Origin of the sequence: Corynebacterium halotolerans YIM 70093 = DSM 44683 (assembly GCF_000341345.1) — a bacterium.
GTDB lineage: Bacteria > Actinomycetota > Actinomycetes > Mycobacteriales > Mycobacteriaceae > Corynebacterium > Corynebacterium halotolerans.
Map to the genome: position 1 here is coordinate 2,822,137 of NC_020302.1, position 19,093 is coordinate 2,841,229.

16 protein-coding genes are annotated in these 19,093 nt (G+C 68.0%); 3 read left to right on the plus strand and 13 right to left on the minus strand.

Going from position 1 to position 19,093, the window contains the following annotated elements; translation table 11 throughout:
- The first annotated feature begins 11 nt into the window (after window positions 1-11).
- Complete coding sequence (locus A605_RS12945; RefSeq protein ID WP_015401959.1) at window positions 12-1,430, plus strand: AI-2E family transporter; 1,419 nt, start codon at window positions 12-14, stop codon at window positions 1,428-1,430.
- A gap of 131 nt (window positions 1,431-1,561) precedes the next feature.
- On the opposite strand, the gene A605_RS16065 is transcribed toward A605_RS12945, so the two are convergent.
- The 3 genes from A605_RS16065 to A605_RS12965 all read right to left on the minus strand — a co-directional run bounded on the left by A605_RS16065 (window position 1,562) and on the right by A605_RS12965 (window position 5,365).
- Window positions 1,562-1,906: a 5-methyltetrahydropteroyltriglutamate--homocysteine methyltransferase gene (locus A605_RS16065; RefSeq protein ID WP_015401960.1), complete on the minus strand. Its 345-nt coding sequence runs from the start codon at window positions 1,904-1,906 to the stop codon at window positions 1,562-1,564.
- Between the two features lie 405 nt (window positions 1,907-2,311).
- Window positions 2,312-3,712 carry a M20 family metallopeptidase gene (locus A605_RS12960; protein ID WP_015401961.1) on the minus strand — a complete coding sequence of 467 codons (1,401 nt, stop codon included), beginning with the start codon at window positions 3,710-3,712 and terminating at the stop codon, window positions 2,312-2,314.
- Between the two features lie 12 nt (window positions 3,713-3,724).
- Window positions 3,725-5,365 carry an AbgT family transporter gene (locus tag A605_RS12965; protein ID WP_015401962.1) on the minus strand — a complete coding sequence of 547 codons (1,641 nt, stop codon included), beginning with the start codon at window positions 5,363-5,365 and terminating at the stop codon, window positions 3,725-3,727.
- 206 nt (window positions 5,366-5,571) lie between these two features.
- Between A605_RS12965 and A605_RS12970 the strand changes: the two genes are divergently transcribed.
- Window positions 5,572-6,105, plus strand: coding sequence for a type 1 glutamine amidotransferase domain-containing protein (locus A605_RS12970; RefSeq protein WP_015401963.1), 534 nt, complete (start codon window positions 5,572-5,574; stop codon window positions 6,103-6,105).
- Between the two features lie 203 nt (window positions 6,106-6,308).
- Here the strand turns inward: A605_RS12970 and A605_RS12975 are convergent, their stop codons facing one another.
- The 9 genes from A605_RS12975 to A605_RS13015 all read right to left on the minus strand — a co-directional run bounded on the left by A605_RS12975 (window position 6,309) and on the right by A605_RS13015 (window position 14,195).
- Window positions 6,309-6,731, minus strand: coding sequence for a pyrimidine dimer DNA glycosylase/endonuclease V (locus A605_RS12975; RefSeq protein WP_015401964.1), 423 nt, complete (start codon window positions 6,729-6,731; stop codon window positions 6,309-6,311).
- On the minus strand, window positions 6,728-7,300 hold the full coding sequence (locus tag A605_RS12980; RefSeq protein WP_027004453.1) for a nucleosidase: 573 nt from the start codon (window positions 7,298-7,300) through the stop codon (window positions 6,728-6,730). Before A605_RS12980 ends, A605_RS12975 begins: the two co-directional genes overlap by 4 nt.
- Window positions 7,301-7,347: 47 nt before the next feature.
- A complete protein-coding gene (locus A605_RS12985) occupies window positions 7,348-8,364 on the minus strand; it encodes a sulfite exporter TauE/SafE family protein (protein WP_015401966.1) in 1,017 nt (338 codons plus the stop codon).
- 65 nt (window positions 8,365-8,429) lie between these two features.
- Entirely contained in the window at window positions 8,430-9,155 is a 726-nt protein-coding gene (locus A605_RS12990; protein WP_015401967.1) for a sirohydrochlorin chelatase, read from the minus strand.
- A gap of 11 nt (window positions 9,156-9,166) precedes the next feature.
- The gene (locus tag A605_RS12995; RefSeq protein ID WP_015401968.1) at window positions 9,167-10,459 is read right to left on the minus strand and encodes a sulfate adenylyltransferase subunit 1; all 1,293 of its coding nucleotides are present in this window, start codon (window positions 10,457-10,459) and stop codon (window positions 9,167-9,169) included.
- A complete protein-coding gene (gene cysD / locus A605_RS13000; protein ID WP_015401969.1) occupies window positions 10,459-11,394 on the minus strand; it encodes a sulfate adenylyltransferase subunit CysD in 936 nt (311 codons plus the stop codon). Before cysD ends, A605_RS12995 begins: the two co-directional genes overlap by 1 nt.
- On the minus strand, window positions 11,391-12,185 hold the full coding sequence (locus A605_RS13005; protein WP_015401970.1) for a phosphoadenylyl-sulfate reductase: 795 nt from the start codon (window positions 12,183-12,185) through the stop codon (window positions 11,391-11,393). The genes cysD and A605_RS13005 overlap by 4 nt, the downstream gene beginning before the upstream one ends.
- A gap of 1 nt (window position 12,186) precedes the next feature.
- A complete protein-coding gene (locus tag A605_RS13010) occupies window positions 12,187-12,501 on the minus strand; it encodes a hypothetical protein (protein WP_015401971.1) in 315 nt (104 codons plus the stop codon).
- Window positions 12,498-14,195, minus strand: a complete 1,698-nt coding sequence (locus tag A605_RS13015; RefSeq protein ID WP_015401972.1) for a nitrite/sulfite reductase — start codon at window positions 14,193-14,195, stop codon at window positions 12,498-12,500. Before A605_RS13015 ends, A605_RS13010 begins: the two co-directional genes overlap by 4 nt.
- A 368-nt stretch (window positions 14,196-14,563) precedes the next feature.
- On the opposite strand from A605_RS13015, the gene A605_RS13020 reads away from it, so the two are divergent.
- A complete protein-coding gene (locus tag A605_RS13020; protein WP_015401973.1) occupies window positions 14,564-15,976 on the plus strand; it encodes an FAD-dependent oxidoreductase in 1,413 nt (470 codons plus the stop codon).
- A gap of 280 nt (window positions 15,977-16,256) precedes the next feature.
- On the opposite strand, the gene A605_RS13025 is transcribed toward A605_RS13020, so the two are convergent.
- Window positions 16,257-19,049 carry a DEAD/DEAH box helicase gene (locus tag A605_RS13025; RefSeq protein WP_149029444.1) on the minus strand — a complete coding sequence of 931 codons (2,793 nt, stop codon included), beginning with the start codon at window positions 19,047-19,049 and terminating at the stop codon, window positions 16,257-16,259.
- Window positions 19,050-19,093: the final 44 nt, after the last annotated feature.

A 19,093-nucleotide genomic window follows, 5' to 3' on the forward strand; every position in this document is an offset into this window, starting at 1 on the left:
GTGGTTTTGTGATGAATTCTCGCAACGATGCCCAAGGCCCCGGTGCCGACGACGAAGACCGGGATTTCACCGACACCGCCGAACTGCTCGTCGAGCGGGACGGCCACCTGGACGAGCCCGGCCAGGACTCCTCCGGCACCGATTCCGCCGCCGATCCCGAGGAGACCACCGACCGCTCCGAGATCATCGGCCGGGACGGGCGCTGGGCGGCGGGCTGGGCACTGCGCTTCATCGTCTTCATCGCCGCCGGCTACATCGCTTTCCGGCTGCTCGGATACGTCTGGGCCGGGCTGCTGCCGATCCTGCTGGCCCTGCTGGTGTCCACCGTGCTGTGGCCGGTGGCCAAGGCGCTGCGCAAGCTGAAGTTCCCGCCCGCCCTCGCCTCGCTCACCGTCATCATCGGCTTCATCGCCGTCATCGGCGGCATCTTCGGGGCCATGGCGCCGGTCATCGCCAATCAGGGAAGCGACCTGGTGGACCGGGCCACGCAGGGAGTCCAGGACATCATGGACTGGCTGCAGGGTCCGCCGCTCAATCTGAACTTCGGCCAGTTCGACCAGGTCGTCCAGGATGCCACGCAGTTCCTCCAGGACCAGTCCTCCAACATCGCCTCGGGCGTGTTCACGGGCCTGTCGGCCGCCACCTCCGTCGCGGTGACCATCGTCGTCCTCCTGGTGCTGACCTTCTTCTTCCTCAAGGACGGCGACAGGTTCCTGCCCTGGGTGCGCAAGTACACCGGCGCCAAGGCCGGCTGGCACCTCACCGAGGTGTGCAGCCGCACGTGGAACACCCTGGCCGGCTTCCTTCGCGCCCAGGCGCTGGTGTCCCTCGTCGACGCCGTGTTCATCGGCATCGGCCTGGTGCTCCTGGGTGTGCCGCTGGCGCTCGTGCTCGCCGTCATCACCTTCTTCGCCGGCTTCATCCCGATCGTCGGTGCCTTCACCGCGGGTGCGCTGGCCGTCATCATCGCGCTGGTGACCAACGGCGTCACCAACGCCCTTCTGGTGCTGCTGCTCATCATCGCCGTCCAGCAGATCGAGGGCAACATCCTCCAGCCGGTGCTGCAGTCCAAGGCACTGAACCTGCACGCGGCCGTCGTGCTGCTCTCCGTCACGGTCGGTTCCACGCTGTTCGGCATCATCGGCGCCTTCCTCGCCGTCCCGGTCGCCGCCACCATCACCGTCTGGCTCCGCTACCACTCCGAGATGGTCGCCCTGCGCACCGGCGAGATCACCAGTGACGACATCGAGATCGCCACCGCGAAGGGCGCGCCCCCGACCATGAGCAGTCAGGAGGCCTTCGCCGCGGTACGCGACCGTATGGTCGAGCTCGGCCGTCTCCGGAAGAAGGGCGGCACCAGCACCAAGGCCTCCTACCTGGAGAAGGTCGAGGAGGACGAGCGGAAGCAGCGGGACAGGGACGACGACTGACCCGTTCCCGTCACTGCTTGACGACGCCCCGCGCACTGATGAACCGCTCAGTGCGCGGGGCGTCGTTGTGGTCGGCGCTGGGGCGGAGGCCGTCCGGCAGGCCGGTCCGGCCCCTCACCGCGGGCGGGTGATCAGATCTCCTGCGAGGCGATGCGCGCGCCCTCCACGAGGGACTCGAGCTTCGCCCAGGCGATCTGGGGGTGCAGACGGCCGCCCAGGCCGCAGTCGGTGGAGGCGATGACCTCCGGCCCGAGGACCTCGGCGAACTTCAGGATACGGTCGGCGACCAGGCGGGTGTCGCGGACGACCTCATCCTGGCCGGTGTAGGTCAGCGGCGCGGTGATGACGGGGTTGACCGCGGTGGGGCTGCCGGCGTAGATGCCCGACTCGGGGTCGGCGTAGGCGTCGGCGAAGAGGTGGCGGTCGCGGCGGTCCGGGAAGGACGTGAGTTTGATGTTGCCGGGCTCGGAGCGCACCTTCTCGGCGTTGGAGAGAAACTCCTCCTTACGCAGCTCCAGTCCGCCCAGGCGGGCGAACGAGTAGGTCCACCACGCGCCATAGTCGACGGCCGCCGGGGCCAGGTGCCCGTACTCGCCGTCGTTGACGATGTCGATGCCGATCTCCTGCTGCCGGGCGACGACGCGTGTGACGCCGTCCTCCAGGATCGCGTTGAACTCGGCCTCCTCGATGGTGCCTCATTGCGACGGGCGGTCGCGGCGAGGAGCTCGGAGGTGCGCGGCAGGGAGCCGACGTGGGTGGTCAGAAAGCGGTGGGCCATGGTTGTCGTCCTTGTCCTCTCATCCGTTGACGAGTGCCACACCAACAAGAAACAGACCGCTCGGGCCTTTAATATTCAAGGAAAATATCCCCAGCTCAACGGTTCATCCCCGCCCGAAGTAGTCCGCCACCGTCTGCTCTCCCCCGGCCTCCGCGAACTCCCGGCGCGCCGCTGCGGCCAGCTCCGGGTCGGCCAGGATGTCGATGATCACCTGCGCCAGTCCCGTGGCCGAGTCCCGGGCCGCGGTCTCCGCCTCGGGGGAGCGCGACCAGCGGGCGAACTCCCGGGTGTGCAGGGCGACGTCCTCCGGCGCGATCTTCACCATCGGGTGGATCGCGGGCACCAGATGCGAGACGTTGCCGAAGTCCGTGGAGGCGGCCACCGAGTCCGGCACCACCCCGGCCGGCAGCGAAACCCGGCCCCGGTGCGCCTGGGTCGTGGCCCAGCGGGCGGCCAGGGTCTCGTTGTTGCGCACCGGCAGGGTCGGTGGATGGGTGTCCCACCCCTTCTCCACCCGGACGCCGGCCATCAGTGCCGCGCCGTCGAGGATGTCGTCGATGCGGGCGGACAGGTCCACCAGGGCCTGGGGCACCAGCGAGCGGACGTAGATGTCCATCACGGCCCGGTCCGGGATGACGGATGGGCGGTGGCCGCCCTCGGTGATCACCGCGTGCAGGCGGTCGCTCGGTGGCATCTGCTGACGCAGCAGCCCGATGCCCTGGTAGGCCAGGCTGGCGGCGTCGAGGGCGTTGCGTCCCATGTACGGCTGGGAGGAGGCGTGCGCCGCCACGCCGGTGAACGTGGTCCGTAGGGTGCGCCGGCCCACCCACACGTGGCTGGCGATGTCATAGCTGAACGGGTGGATCATCACCGCCATGTCCACGCCGTCGAGGGCGCCGCCGCGGATCATGTACTCCTTGCCGGAGTGCCCCTCCTCGGCGGGGGTGCCCAGCAGGATGACCCGGCCCTCGACACCCTCGACACCGGCGTCGGCGGCGTCGCGCAACGTGTCGACGGCCGCGAGGTACGCGCCGGCGCCCGCCGCGGCGATGATGTTGTGGCCGCAGGCGTGACCGATGTCGGGCAGGGCGTCGTACTCGGCCATGACGGCGACGGTGCGGTGGGCGGCCGGGTCGAAATGCGGCGTCGAGAAGCTGCTGCGCAGTGCGGTGGACACGCCGTGCACGCCGCTGTCGGTGTGGTGGCCGTGGCGGTGCAGCAGCCCGGTGATCGCCTGCTGCGCCCGGGTCTCCTCGAAGGCGAGCTCCGGATGGTCGTGCAGGTGGTGCAGCAATTCCGTCAGCTCACCGGACAGTCCCCTCACCCGGGCGGCCGCCGCCCGCCAGAGCCGGGCCTGCTCCGGGTAGGCGTCCAGTGGTTGCGGGCCGCCCTGTTCCTGCCGCTCGTGGGCAGCCCGGACGCGGGCCCGGACGCCGCGGCCGGCGTACTCGAGATAGGCGGTCGAGGGCTGGATGGGGGCCCGGCGGTGGCTCATGTCCTCCATGCTGACAATCCTCTACTGCTCGATCATGATGTCGGAACCGGGGCCCAGCGGCAGGTCCACGTAGAACCACACCGCGAGCAGGACGGTCCAGGCGATCCAGAAGGGGATGACGAAGGGCACCAGCCGGCTCATCAGGGTGCCCAGACCAGCCCTCGGTTCGTAACGGCGCAGCATGGCGAGCATGACGATCATGAAGGGGTTGAGTGGGGTCATGATCTGCGTGGCGGAGTCGCCGACACGGAACGCCGCCTGGATGAAGGAGGGCTCGTAGCCCAGCAGCGCGAACATCGGGACGAAGACCGCGGCCATCAGCGTCCACATGCCGGAACCAGAGATGATGAGCAGGTTCAGGCAGCTGGCCAGGATGATGAAGGCGATGATCGCCGGGAAGCCGGTCAGCCCGATGGCCTCGAGGGCGCCGGCGCCCTGGACCGCGGTCCAGGTGCCGATGCCGGTCCAGGAGAACAGGGCGACGAACTGGCCGAGGATGAACGCCAGGACCAGGAAGCTCATCATGGACTTCAGGGACTCGCCCATCATGTCGACGATGTCCGTCATCGACTTCACCGTGCCCACGTAGAGGCCGTAGACGACACCCGGCACGATGAAGTACACGAAGACGAGGAAGACGACGGACCCCAGCAGCGGGGAATCCGGCAGGAAGCCGCCGCCCTCGTTGCGCCAGGGGGAGACTCCGGGCAGCACCGCCGCGAGAATCACCACGGTGAGGATGAGCCCCGCCACCAGGGATGCGATCAGGCCCCTGTTCTCCTGGGCGTTCAGCTGCGGGGACAGTGGTTCACCGTTGTCCGGGGAGTCGGACCCGTCCTCGTCCGGAACCTCCTCGGTGGGGATGTTCTGGCGGACCATGCGCGGCTCGACCACGCGGTCGGTGATGAAGCCGGAGAGAATGCCCAGCACGATCGAGGACGCGATATTGAAGTAGTAGTTCGACACCACGTTGACTTCGGTGGCGGCGATGTCGGGCAGTGCCGCCATCACGGCATTGGTGATGCCGGCGAACAGGGCGTCCAGGCTGGTGGGCACCAGCGCCGTGGAGTAGCCCGCGCCGACGGCCGCGAAACCGCCGATCAGGCCCGCCACCGGGTGCCGTCCGGCGGCCTTGAACACCATGGCCGCCAGCGGCGGGACGACCACCCATGCGGCGTCGGCCATCACCGAGGCGGTCACGCCCACGATGCCCACCGCATAGGGCAGGATCCAGGGCTTCGCCGAGCCGAAGAGCTTGCGGATCAGCGCGGCGAGCATGCCGGTGCGTTCGGCGATGCCGACGGCGAGCATGATCGGCAGGACCGTCACCAGCGGCGGGAAACCGATGTAGTTCTCGCCGATCGTGGTGGTCAGCCACGTCATCCCCTCCCCGGTGAACAGGCCCCGGATCGGGGTCTGCTCATCGGAACCCGGGACCAGGACGGTGACATTCAGCCACGCCATGATCGACGAGACGACCGCCGTGATCAGGTAGAGGATGAGGAAGAGGGTGAACGGTTCGGGCAGCTTGTTGCCGAGCCACTCGATCCGGTCGAGAACGCGATCCCCCCAGGACCGCTTCCCCGTCCCCTCCCGCGCCGGACTGTCCACGTCATCCCCGCGCCGCATTGTTGCCGCGGTGCTTCCGTTGTCCTCGGCCATGGTGTTTTCCTTCGGTCGGCGGCAGGGCAATACCTGGAACTTTATGGGTGAAAATGTGATCTGCAACTGTTTTGCGCTGCTAAGCAGAGAGGCGCATCACCGTCCATGGTGAGAACAGGACTCCACGAGCAGGGCCGATGCAGCCCATCGCCACCATCACTACCCTCGGGGCAGGAAACGAAATTATTCCCGGAAGGAGCAGTTTCATGGCCAAGCTGACCAACCGCACGATCGCCGTCCTCGCCACCAACGGTTTCGAGGACTCCGAGCTGACCAGCCCCGTCGAGGCGGTCACCCAGGAAGGCGCCACCGTCAGGTACATCACCCCCGGTGGCGAGACCATCGAGGGCAAGAACGGCACGAAGATCGAGGCGGATCTGTCCACCGCCGACGCCAAGGCCCAGGACTTCGACAGCCTGATCCTGCCCGGCGGTACCGGCAACGCCGACAAGCTGCGTCTGGACAAGCCCGCGGTGGAGTTCGTCAAGGACATCTTCGCCGACAGCAAGCCCGTGGGTGTCATCTGCCACGGCGGCTGGATCCTCACCGACGCCGACGTGGTGAAGGGCCGCACCCTGACCTCGTTCCCCAGCCTGCAGACCGACCTGCGCAATGCGGGTGCCACCTGGGTCGACGAGGAATGCCACGTCGACAACGGTCTCGTCTCCTCCCGCACCCCGGACGACCTGCCGGCCTTCAATGCCAAGATCGTCGAGGAGTTCGCCGAGGGCGAGCACTAAACTCCGCTGAACGACGCTGATCGGCAGCGCACGAGGGGCACCGCCCGCGCCGGGAAAGAGTTTCCGGCGCGGGCGGTGTTTTCCTGTCTGCCACCGTCCCCTTCCCGTGGACGGTTGCCGGACCGCCCGGGGCTGAGGGGCCCGGTTCCCGGCCCCGGGTGCACGGCTGCGCACCCTCGATCCGCAGGCGCAGCCGGTCGGGCTCAGACCTTCTCCCAGTCCTCCACCCCACCGGGGACGACCCGGAACAGCGGGTGCGGCCCGGGCAACTGCGGCAGCGTCGCCCGCCGGGCAGGGTCGCGCACCTCCAGCTTCGCGCGCAGGTGCGCGGCCTCGAAAGCAAGCTGCCCCTCGGTGACGTCGATCCGCTCCGCCGGAGACCGCGAGACGATCTTCCCCTCGTCGAAGTTGTAACCCCGGGCGACCGCCTCGTCGTGAATGCCGCGCAGATAAGCGCCGACCGACGCGACCGGGTCCGGCTGTGCGCGGAAGCGGATCAGCTGGGGGTGGTTGCGGTAGCCCTTCGTCTCCCCGAGGAGCACCTTCTGCGCCAGCAGGGTCTCCCGCCAGCAGGCCACCAGACCCTTCTGGTCCAGGTAACGGGGGTGCAGCGACCAGACCCTCACACCATCTCCAGCTTCCCCACGACCGTGGCCAGCTCGCGCGCGCCCCGGTCGACGGCGTCGAACCAGGTGCGCTTCGCGGACTCGTCCGCGCTGTCGCTGACCTGTTTGAGCAGGGTCACCGGAATGCCGTAAGCCCGGCCCACCCGGGCGACGGCATAGCCCTCCATGTCCACCAGATCGGCCCGCTCGCCGAGACGGTCACGGACTTCCGAGTCGGAGATGAAGGCATCGCCAGTGGCCAGGCGGGCGGTGGGCAGGTCCGTCGCGGTGTCCAGGCCGACCTCGTTGGGGAACGGCTTGCCCGTCATCTGCGCGATGAGCTCGCCGGAGAAGTCGTGCTGCAGCACCGAGGAGATCTCGAAGACCCCGGACAGTCCGTCCCGCAGGGCACCGGCGGTGCCGAGGTTGATCAGGCGCGAGGGCCGGTGCCCCTCGATCGCCCGGCACAGCTTCACGGCGCAGTTGATGGTCCCGATACCGGTGACCAGCACCCTCGCGTCCTGCGGGAGGTGGGCCGCCTCCTCCGCGGTGGCGGAGACGAAAAGGGGCCCGCGGTCGATGTTCGCCATGTCGTCCAGCGTAACCATCGGACCGAGGGCCCCTGTCACCGCCGCGCCTACCGCACGCGCCCCTCCGCGTACTCGGAGTGCTCGGCGGGCTCGGATTGCTCGGAGTGCTCGGCTTTCCGCCCCGGTTCCTGCTCCGCCCGCTCGGACTCCCGGTCCGTCGGATCCAGGCTGACCTCGGCGACCACCGCGCCCTCGCGTTTACGGTTGCGCACCGCCCGCCGGTAGCCGAGTACCGAGAGCGCGACCCCGGCGACCAGAACCGCCGCCTGCAGCACCCGGACGACGGTGCCCTCGACACCGAAGGCGCCGAGCACGTTCGGCAGGTTCACGAGCACGAGCATGGTGCCCACGATGCCGCCGAGCATCGCCGGGTCCAGGTGGGTGACCAGCCAGGCCGCGATGGGGGCGGCGATGGAACCGCCGATCAACAGGGCGAGCACCGCGGCGAGATTGTCGAGCAGGTCGGACCACATGCCGATCGCGAAGCCGAGCGTGGCCGCCGCGGTGACCAGGAATTCCGCCGTGTTGACGGTGCCGACGACCCGGCGCGGCTCCGTCCGCCCGAGGGTGAGCAGGGTGGAGGTGGTCACCGGCCCCCAGCCGCCGCCCCCGGAGGCGTCGACGAAGCCGCCGAAGAGGCCCAGCCCGCCCAGGAATCCGGTGTGGTAACTCTGTTCCTGGTACACCCGGCGCACCCGGCCGCGGGAGAACCGCCAGACCAGGTTGAGGCCGATGGCCGTGAGGATCGCGGCGGTGACGGGCACGGCCGCCTCGGTGGAGATGTGGGAGAGGAAGGTCGCGCCGGCGAAGGCGCCGATGGCACCCGGGACCGCGAGTTTGAAGACGACCTTCCAGTCCACGTTGCCGAAGCGCCAGTGGCTGAATCCGGAGACCAGGGTGGTGCCCAGTTCGGCGGTGTGGACGACGGCGCTGGCCTGTGCGGGCCCGAGGCCCGCGAGGAGGATCAGGATGGTCGTCGAGGTCGCCCCGAAGCCCATCCCGAGGCCGCCGTCGACGAGCTGGGCCGCGAGGCCCGCGATCGCGATGAGAATGAGGGTTTTCATGACGGACGTCCTTAGGAAGGGTGGGCGGGGAAGTCGGGGGCGGTGGGGCCGGGCAGCCAGCCGGGTCAGGCGCGGGCGAGCAGCTCGGCGAGGGCGTCGCGGTGGCGCTGGCCGACGACCCCGGCCAGCGCCGTCTCCAGGGGAGCGGAGGCGGTCAGCCGGGCGCCGGTGGCGCGTTCGATGTGGTCGAACTGGTCGGTGACCCGCCTCAGGAGCAGCCCCTGGGTGACGAACAGGGGCAGCACATGGATGCGTTCGTGGCACAGGGCGGTCTCGACGAGTGCGGCTCCCCCGGTGCCCTGCCCGCCGGTGGCGGGGATGACCTCGATGGTGTGCCCGGTGGCGGTGCCGACGTCGTGGGCCAGGTCGATCACCGACTGGTTGGCGGCGGTGTCGGAGGAGCCCACGGAGTAGAGCACCAGGTGCGCCCCGGCGGGGGCGTCCGCGCGGGCGCGCTCGGCCAGGACCTGCGCGACGTCGGGCCCCGTGCCCAGGCCGGGGGTGAGCGCCAGCTGCAGCCCGCTGGCCTCGCGGGCCTCCTCGAGGGCGGCGGGGACGTCGTGTTTCGCGTGGTAGGCGTGGGTGAACAGCAGAGGGACGACGACCGCCCGGCGCACTCCCCCACGCGACAGCTGAACCGCGGCCTCCCGCAGCGTCGGGTTCGTGAAGTCGAGGTGGGCGGCAATCGCCTCCACCCCGAGCTCATCGGCGGTCGCGTGGGTCAGGCGCCGGATCCCGGGTTCCGCCAGGGCGTGGCGGGAACCGTGGGACAGGGTGATCAGTGCGGTCATCGTCACTCACCTCAGCGGAGTCGGTGGCCGACCAGGCCGGCGGCGAGGGTGTCGCCGTCCGACTGGTCGACCAGCAGGAAGGAACCCACCGCACCGCGGGCGGCGTAGGGCTCCACGTTCAGTTCACCGGCGACGTCGATACGCACGTGCGCGATGTCGTTGAGCCCGAAGCTCTCCGGGTCCTCCACGTCAGCGGCGCCGTCGATGTCGAGGATGCGCTCGACCGCGGTGACCCGGCCGCGCACCAGCTGGGTGCCGTAACGGACCTTGAGTGCCTTGCCGGTCTTGAGCGCCTTGTCGGTCAGGCCGACGACGGTCGCCTCGAAGGAACGGACGGCCTCGGGGCGGTCCTCACCGGCGATGAGGTCGCCACGGATGAGGTCGATGTCATCGGCCAGCCGCAGCGCCACGGACTCACCGGCGCCGGCGGAGGCGAGCTCGCCGTCGGAGGAGTCAATGTGGGTGACGGTGGTGGTGCGGCCCTCGGGCAGGTGGACGGTGTCGCCGACGGCGATCTCGCCGGCGTCGATGCGCCCGGCGTAGCCGCGGTAGTCGGTGGCGTGCTCGCGGATGACGTACTGGATGGGGAAGCGGAAGCCCAGCTCGTGGGCACGGCCGCGCTGTACCTCGACACTCTCGAGAATCTCGAGGACGGTCGGGCCGTCGTACCAGCCGGTGTTCTCCCCGCGGTCGACGACGTTGTCGCCGCGCAGGGCGGAGATCGGCACGACGTTGACGTCCGTGACGCCGAGGCCGTCGGCCAGGGCGGTGAACTCCGACTCGATGCCACGGAAGACGGTCTCGTCGTAGTCGACCAGGTCGATCTTGTTGACGGCCAGGATGACGCTGCGCACGCCCAGCAGGGCCGCGACGGTCAGGTGGCGGCGGGTCTGCTCGACGACGCCGTGGCGGGCGTCGATGAGCAGCACGACGACCTGGGAGGTGGACACGCCGGTGACCGTGTTGCGGGTGTACTGCACGTGACCGGGAGTGTCGGCGAGGATGAAGGTGCGCTTGTCCGTGGCGAAGTAGCGGTAGGCCACGTCGATGGTGATGCCCTGCTCGCGCTCGGCGCGCAGGCCGTCGACCAGCAGCGACAGGTCGAGGCCGTCGAAACCGCGGTCGGCGGAGGTGCGCTCGACGGAGGCGAGCTGGTCGGCGAGCACGGACTTGGTGTCGTGCAGCAGGCGGCCGACGAAGGTGGACTTACCGTCGTCCACGGAGCCCGCGGTGCACAGCCGCAGGGTCTCGCGCTGGGCGAGCTTCTCGGTGGCCGAGTCGGTCGGGAGGGTGGCGGTGGTCATCAGAAGTAGCCTTCCTTCTTGCGGTCTTCCATCGCGGATTCGCTCAGGCGGTCGTCGGCGCGGGTGGCGCCGCGTTCGGTCAGGGTCGAGGAGGCGATCTCCTCGATGACCTGGTCGATGGTGGTGGCGTCGGAGAGCACGGCGCCGGTGCAGGACATGTCGCCGACGGTGCGGTAGCGCACATGCCGGGTGACGATCTCCTCGCCCTTCTTCGGGCCACCCCACTCGCCGGGGGTCAGCCACATCCCGTCGCGCTCGAAGACCTCGCGGTCGTGGGCGAAGTAGATCGGGGGCAGCTCGATGCCGCGGGCGCCGATGTACTCCCAGATGTCCGCCTCGGTCCAGTTGGAGATCGGGAAGACGCGGATGTTCTCGCCGGCCAGGTGACCGCCGTTGTACAGGCTCCACAGCTCCGGGCGCTGGCGGCGCGGATCCCAGCCGCCGAAGGAGTCCCGCACGGAGAACACGCGCTCCTTGGCACGCGCGCGCTCCTCGTCGCGGCGGGCGCCGCCGAGCACGGCGTCGTAACCCTGCTCGTTGATGGTCTCCACCAGCGGGACGGTCTGCAGCGGGTTGCGGGTGCCGTCGGGGCGCTCGGTCAGGTCACCGCGGTCGATCCAGTCCTGGACCTTGGCCACGCGCAGGCGCGCCCCGGTGCGCTCGACCAGGTCGTCGCGGAACTTGAGGACCTCGGGGAAGTTGTGGCCGGTGTCCACGTGCAGCAGCTCGAAGGGCACGGTGGCCGGGGCGAATGCGCGGCGGGCCAGCTCGTAGACCACGACGGAGTCCTTGCCGCCGGAGAACAGCAGCCCGACCTTGTCGAACTGTCCGGCCACCTCACGCAGGATGTGGATGGACTCGTTCTCGAGGTCCTTCAGGTGCGGGGAGAGCTCGCGGGTGTTGGTGGTGTCTGGGGTGTCGATGGAAAGGGTCATGAGTGGAGTCCGCATTCTGTCTTGGCGTTGCCGGCCCAGCGGCCGGCCCGGGGGTCGTCGCCCTCGGCGACGGGGAGAGTGCAGGTGGCGCACCCGATGGACGGGTACCCCTGGGTGGTCAGGGGGTGGACGATCAGGTCCCGATCCGCGATGAAGGCGTCGGTGTCCTCAAGCGACCAGGTGATGATCGGGGAGATCTTCAGCCGGCCGGTGGCGTCCAGGCTCAGCGCCGGCGCGCTCGCCCGGGTGGGGCCGTCGGCCCTACGCAGGCCGGTGATCCAGCCCGCGTAGGGCGACAGGGACGCCGCCAGCGGTTCGACCTTGCGCATGCGGCAGCAGGCCGTGGGATTGTGGCGGTACAGGTTGCGCCCGTAGATCGAGTCCTGTTCGGCGCGCGGCAGGATGGGGGTCGCGGTGACCAGCTGCTGCGGGTACCGCTGGTCGACGCGCTCGGCGACCTCCAGGGTCTCGTCGAAGTGGTAGCCGGTGTCCAGGAACAGGAAGTCCGCCTCCGGCAGGTGCCGGGCCGCGAGTTCGGCCAGCACCGTGTTCTCCATGGACAGCGTCACAGCGATGCAGCCGGGCGCGTGCTCCCTGGTCCACTCGAGGATGGTCTGCGCGTCGGCGTCGTAGAGCTCGTCGGCGTAGCGCTCGACCAGCTCGGCGTTGCGCTTCGCGACGGCCGCGGGCAGCGGCGCGGTGGACTTCGGTCCCTCGGGGCTGAGCTCGGGGTCACGTGGTTCCGCGCGACCTTCGCCGTTGCCGCCGAGCAGATTGACGCTGGTGGTCATCTCAGCTGTTCACCTCTTTCTTCTCGGAACCCGCTCCGTGCGGGCCCACGGACCCAGTGTCGCCCGAGTCGCGGAGAATTTCACGGTGGCCGTGGCGGGCGAGCGAGTCCTGGTAGGCCTGCGCGGTCGAGGGGACCGCCGCCGGCCGGTGTTCCGGATCGTCCTGGCCGTGGTAACGCACGGAGAAGACCCGGGTGCAGTCGCGGCAGGACCAGGCGAAGTCGTCCTGCGTGTCCGGGAACAACTCCTCGCCTGCGCAGTACGGGCAGTACAGGGGGTGGTTGCGGTTCGGATTGGGGGCGCGTCGCAGGCTCACTTCAGTGCCTCCTCATCGGCGCGCTGGACCCACTCCCGGAACTGCTCACCGTCGTTGCGCTCCCGCTTGTAGTTGTTGACCACGCGGACCACATAGTCACCGAGTTCATCCGCGATGACCTTGTGACCCTTGAGCTTGCGACCGAAGTTGGGGTCGAGGCTCATTGAGCCGCCCAGGTGGACCTGGAAGCCCTCGACACGGTTGCCGTCGGCGTCGGTGACCGTCTGGCCCTTGAGACCGATGTCGGAGACCTGGGTACGCGCGCAGGCGTTCGGGCAGCCGTTCAGCGCGATCTTCAGCGGCACATCGAGGTCGCCGAGACGGTCCTCGAGATCATCAACCAGCTCGATGGCCCGGGCCTTGGTGGTCACGTGCGCGAGCTTGCAGAACTCCAGGCCGGTGCAGGAGATGATGCCGCGGCGGAACTCACTCGGATTCGAGTACAGGCCAACTTCGTCGAGCGCCGCTGCCAGCGGGCCCAGCTGCTCCCGCTCGACGTCGAGGAAGATCAGCTCCTTGTCTGCGGTGGTGCGGATCCGCTCGATGCCGAAGCGCTCCGCGACGTCGGCGATCGCGATGAGCTGCTCGCCCGTGGTGTGGCCGACGGTCGGCTTGACGCCGAGGTAGAAGCGCCCGTCGCGCTGCGGGTGGATGCCGATGTGATCCCGGTTTCCGGGGTTGATCGGCTGACGCGGGCCGTCCTCGAGCTGGTAGCCCAGGTACTCGCCCTCGAGCACCTGACGGAACTTCTCGACGCCCCACTCGGCGACGAGGAACTTCAGGCGCGCCCGGTTACGCAGGCGGCGGTATCCGTAGTCACGGAAGATCGACACGACGCCGTACCAGACCTCGGGCACCTTCTCGAGCGGGACCCAGGCACCGAGCGACTGCGCCAGCATCGGGTTGGTGGACAGGCCACCGCCGACGAGCACCTCGAATCCGGGACCGTGCTCCGGGTGCTCGCTGCCGATAAAGGCGACATCCTGCACCTCGTGGGTGACGTCCTGCCGGGAGTTGCCGGAGATGGCGGTCTTGAACTTGCGGGGCAGGTTCTTGATGTCCTCGCGCGGCAGGTAATCGCGCTGGATCTCCTCGATCGCGGGGGTGGCGTCGATGACCTCGTCGACCGCCACGCCGGCGACCGGGGAGCCGAGGATCACGCGCGGCACGTCGCCGCAGCCCATCAGAGTGGTCAGGCCGACGGACTCGAGCTTCTCCCAGATGGTGGGCACGTCCTCGATGCGGATCCAGTGGAGCTGGATGTTCTGCCGGTCGGTGAAGTCGGCGGTGGAACGGGCGTAGTCCCGGGAGATCTCGCCGACGGCGCGCAGCCTGGCGGGCGAGGCCAGGCCACCGTCAAAACGCACACGCATCATGAAGTAATGGTCCGAGAGCTCGTAGTTCTCGAGCTGGCCGGTCAGTTCACCGCCGAGGTCCTGGCGTCGCTGGGTGTAGATGCCGAGCCACTTGAAACGCTTGAGGACATCGTCCTCCGGAATGGCGGCGAAGCCCTGCTTGGAGTAGACGTCGATGACCCGCCGCCTGACGTCCATGGCCGGATCCTCCTGCTTGACCTCCTCGTCACGGTTGAGCGGGGTCGTGCCGTCGATCTTCCACTGGCCTTCCGGCTTCTTCGCGCGCGCCGGCCGGGCCTTCCTGGCGGGACGCGCCTCTGTCGCCGTGGTCGGTGCCATGTCTGCTCCTCTTGCTGAACTGCTCTGTCTGCTCGGGATCGGGCGCAGAATCAACCTGAAGGCGTTCCGCGCAGTACGGCACCGAACCTATCCGGACCACTCTGTCTACGACAACCCTTAATTTCAGAATGCGCCGCCATTTCGCCCGGCAAATCCTTCATCGGCAGCGGTTACCTGCATAAATTAGGATCCCCACACGATGAATAAATTAATTGACACACTCCATTGGTTATCTCATTGGATGAATTTAAAGGCGAGGAACCTTGGCATCGCCGCCCAAGGGTGCTACTTTTACAGACCAAGTGGTCTAGAATAACCGCACCAGATTGACTGACATCTCCCCCTCCGAGCCTGAAAGGTCCCCAGTCATGACTGAACCGAATCAGCCGACCGAGCAGGCCGCGCAGGACGCTGCGCCGCTGCGCGTCGCCGTCATCGGTGCCGGCCCCGCCGGCATCTACGCCTCCGATCTCCTCATCCGCAACGAGGAGCGCGAGGTCCACGTCGACCTCTTCGAGCAGATGCCCGCCCCGTTCGGCCTGATCCGCTACGGCGTAGCCCCCGACCATCCGCGCATCAAGGGCATCGTCAAGTCCCTGCACAAGGTGCTCGACAAGCCGCGCCTGCGCCTGCTCGGCAACATCGAGGTCGGCAAGGACATCCACGTCGACGAACTGCGCGAGTACTACGACGCCATCGTCTTCTCCACCGGAGCCGTCCGCGACCGCGAGCTGAACATCCCGGGCGCCGACCTGCCCGAGTCCTACGGCGCCGCCGATTTCGTCGGCTTCTACGACGGCAACCCGCGTTTCGACCGTGACTGGGATCTGTCCGCCAAGTCCGTCGCAGTAATCGGCGTGGGCAACGTCGGCCTGGACGTTGCCCGCATCCTGGCCAAGACCGGCGAGGAGCTCAAGGTCACCGAGATCCCGGACAACGTCTACGAGTCCCTGAAGGACAACCAGGCCACCGAGGTCCACGTCTTCGGACGCCGCGGACCCGCCCAGGCCAAGTTCACGCCGCAGGAACTCAAGGAGCTCGACCACTCCGACACCATCAACGTGGTCGTCGATCCGGAGGACATCGACTACGACGCCGCCTCCGAGGAGGCCCGCCGCAACTCCAAGTCCCAGGACCTGGTCTGCCAGATCCTCGAGCAGTACGCCATCCGGGAGCCGAAGGACGCCCCGCACACCCTGCAGATCCACCTCTTCGAGTCCCCGGTGGAGATCCTGGAGAAGGACGGCCACGTGGTCGGCCTGCGCACCGAGCGCACCGAACTCGACGGCAACGGCGGCGTCAACGGCACCGGCAAGTTCACCGACTGGCCCGTCCAGGCCGTCTACCGCGCCGTCGGCTACCGCTCCGAGGGAGTGCCCGGCGTACCCTTCGACGAGGGTTCCGCGGTCATCCCGAACGACGGCGGCCACGTGCTCACCGAGGCCGGCGCCGAGACGCTGCCGGGCCTCTACGCCACCGGCTGGATCAAGCGCGGCCCCATCGGCCTGATCGGCAACACCAAGTCGGACGCCAAGCAGACCACCGACATGCTCATCGCCGACGCCGTCGCCGGCAAGCTCGCCCCGCGCAAGCACGAGGGCGAGGACGCCATCATCGAGCTGCTCACCGAACGCGGCATCGCCTACACCACCTGGGAGGGCTGGTACCGCCTCGACGCCGAGGAGCGATCCCTGGGCGAGGCAGAGGGCCGCGAGCGCAAGAAGATCGTCGACTGGGAGGAAATGGTCAAGCACGCCCGTGAGGTGCCGGTGTGCATCTGATGCCGGCAGAAAGGCAGGACCCCTGCCTCTGAGTCTGAATCCATCGATGGGATTCAGCTGCCAGGTCAGGTGCCGGGCTGGCCCCCTTTTCTGGGCAGGTGCGGTTCCCGACCTCTGCCCGCCGCTGATTGTTCGATAAATTGTTGTCCCTGCGTGCCGACGAATTGACCGGATGCCCGGGCCACCACCGAATGACGTTGCGGCCGCGTGGCCGAGCTCATGCCTGAACGGTCACTTCTGGTTCTGACGGTGGTGGCGGACCAGACCCGAGCTGCCCCGGCTATTCCACCAGGGCGCGGATGTCGTCCATGCCCAGGCCATCCGCCTCGACGGTACCGCCGCCCTCGAGCACGCGGTCGAACAAGGCGGCCTTGGACTTCTTGAGTTCCATGACCTTGGATTCGATGGTGTCCCGGGCCACCAACCGGTAGACCATCACCTGTCGCGTTTGACCGATTCGGTGGGCGCGGTCCACCGCTTGCGCCTCCGTCGCCGGGTTCCACCACGGATCCAGCAGGACAACATAATCTGCTTCGGTGAGGTTCAGCCCGAAGCCTCCCGCCTTCAGGGAGATGAAGAACACCGCAGCCTTACCCTCGCGGAACTCGTCGATGAGTTTCTGGCGTCCCCGGGTTTTCCCGTCCAGGTAGAGACTGTCGATCCCGGCCTCGACCGCCGCGTCGCGAGCCTTGGTGAGGAAACGCGTGAACTGGCTGAGCACCAGTACCCGGTGTCCCTCCGCCGCCGCCGAGGAGAGCAGTTCCGCCAGAGTGTCGAGTTTCGCCGAGGGAGCGGTGCCCTCCGCCGCCAGTTCGCAGTCCAGCGCGAGCTGACGCAGCAGGGTCAGGGAGCGGAAGACCTCGAAGCGGTTGGCGTTGAGGTCATCCACCAGACCGAGTACCTTCTGCCGCTCGCGCTGTAGGCGGCGGTCGTAGATTCTCCGGTGCTTCGGGTAAAGGTCGACCTCCATGACGTTCTCGGTCTTCTCTGGCAGATCCGCCGCCACCAGTTCCTTGGTGCGGCGCAACAGGAACGGGCGTAGCCTGCGCTGCAGTAGCTTGAGGCGCTCGGTGTCCTTCTCCTTTTCGACGGGCGACCGGTAGAACTCAGTGAAGTGCGTTTTCCCGCCGAGTAGTCCCGGGCTGGTCAGGGACACCAGCGACCACAGCTCCAGGAGGTTGTTCTCCAGCGGTGTGCCGGTGACCGCGATCTTGACTGGGACGTCGAGAAGCCGGGCGTTCTTGTAGGCCTTGGAGGTGTGGTTCTTGATCATCTGCGCCTCATCGAAGATCGCTGCGGACCAGGCCAGCGCAGCGTAGTCTTCGAACTCGAGGCGGAAGAGGGTGTAGCTGGTCACCACCACCTGCGCCCCTCCGATCACTTCGGCCAGTGGCCTACCCCGCTTCTTCGCGGTGCCCTCGATCGCCACCGCAGCAAGTCCCGGCGCGAACTTCTCCACCTCGCGCACCCAGTTGCCCACCACACTGGTCGGGGCGACGACCAGGAAGGGGGCACCATCCGGATCCTCCTCGAATGCGGCGCTGATCATGGTGATCACCTGCAGGGTCTTTCCCAGCCCCATGTCATCGGCGAGCACGCCACCGAGGTTGTTCCGGCGTAGTGTCTCCAGCCAGCGGTAGCCGATCTTCTGGTAATCACGCAGGTCGGCATTGAGGGATTCCGGGACCTCGAACGTTGAATCGGCATCCGTCTGATCCGAGGCCGCGGCAAGGGAGTGGATCTTTTCCCACCAGTCGTGTTCCTGGGCATCCACGATGCCGGTCTCGACGAGTTCCTCCCACAGATCCACCTGATAGCGGCTGACCTTCAGATTCTCCACTGACGTGTCATTGAGGGTCTTGGCTTCCTCAATGATCCGCCGCAGCTGGTCGAGCTCCGGGGTGTCCAGGTTGAAGTAGGTGCCCGATGGCAGCACGAAGATCTCCTCGTTCCGGCTCAGGGCGGTGAACAGCGCCGCGAAGCTCACCTGCTCCCCGCCGACCGTGACCTCAACTTGCAGGTCAAACCAGTCCTGTTCCCCGGCGCTCATGCCGACAGTGACCTGTGGGGCGTGAGTGGCCTGGCGGAACTCCGGTACCTCGTCAGTCATGCTGATGTGCACGTGATCGAGCTCCTGCAGGTGCGGCAGAGTCTTAGCGAGGAAGGGTACGGCCCGTTCCCTGGGCAGGGTCTGATCTACCACGGAAGCACCGGTGTCCTTCACCGCGGCCACCACCGCGGATTCGTGGTCCCGGTCCACCCGCCCCAGCGGTCCGCGGTTCCAGGACCACCTCAGATGCAGGCGCACCAGTTCGTCCTTTTCCCCGGTCACCGGCGTGACCTCCAGATTGAGCACGGCGGGCCGCGGAGCCGGGGGCTGGTAGGAATTGTCCGGTGATTCCACCGGCACCAGCTGCTGCAGCCTGGGCAGGTACTGGTTCTCGAAATCCTCCCGCTCCTCGGCTCCCACACGCAGGGTCTCCTGATTGCGGAACAGTCTCAGCAACTCGTCGCGCGGCGGCTCGGCAAAGGGACGGAGCCGGATGTCCTGGCTGCTGGCCGAGGTCTGTTCAATCTCCGCGAGCACCGTCGACGGCTTTCCGAGGAATACCAGGGTGACGCCGGGCCTGGTGGACGCGGGCGAATCTCCGAAGCACAGTTCCGGCAGCAGTTCAAGACCGCCCTCCTTCTCCTTCCGGCGGGCGGCGATCCGCAGGCGGGCCGGTTCCGCCGACAGGTCCACCGGGCGTCGGCCGTCCCACGCGATGAACACCACGCCAGCCTCCCGTAGTTCAGTGAAGATGTCCCACAACTGTGGCAACGCCAGGGTGTCCAGGGGCAGCCAGTCCCCCTGGTGGCCGTATCCCCAGCCGTAGCGGTACCGGTTGGTGCTACCGAGCCAGGTGTTGTACAGCTCCTTCAACAACCGAAGGACGTTCGCACCGCACTTGAGGTTGTACAGCGCGTCCCACTTGGCCTTCCCCTTGATCCAACCTGTCTTACCCCGCTGCCCCGGTCGGATTCGCAGCGAACCCGCCTCCTCGGAGAAGAACAGGCAGACATCGTTCGTCACCTCCTCCTCCACGACCGGCGGAAGAACGGAATCCAGGGTTCTAC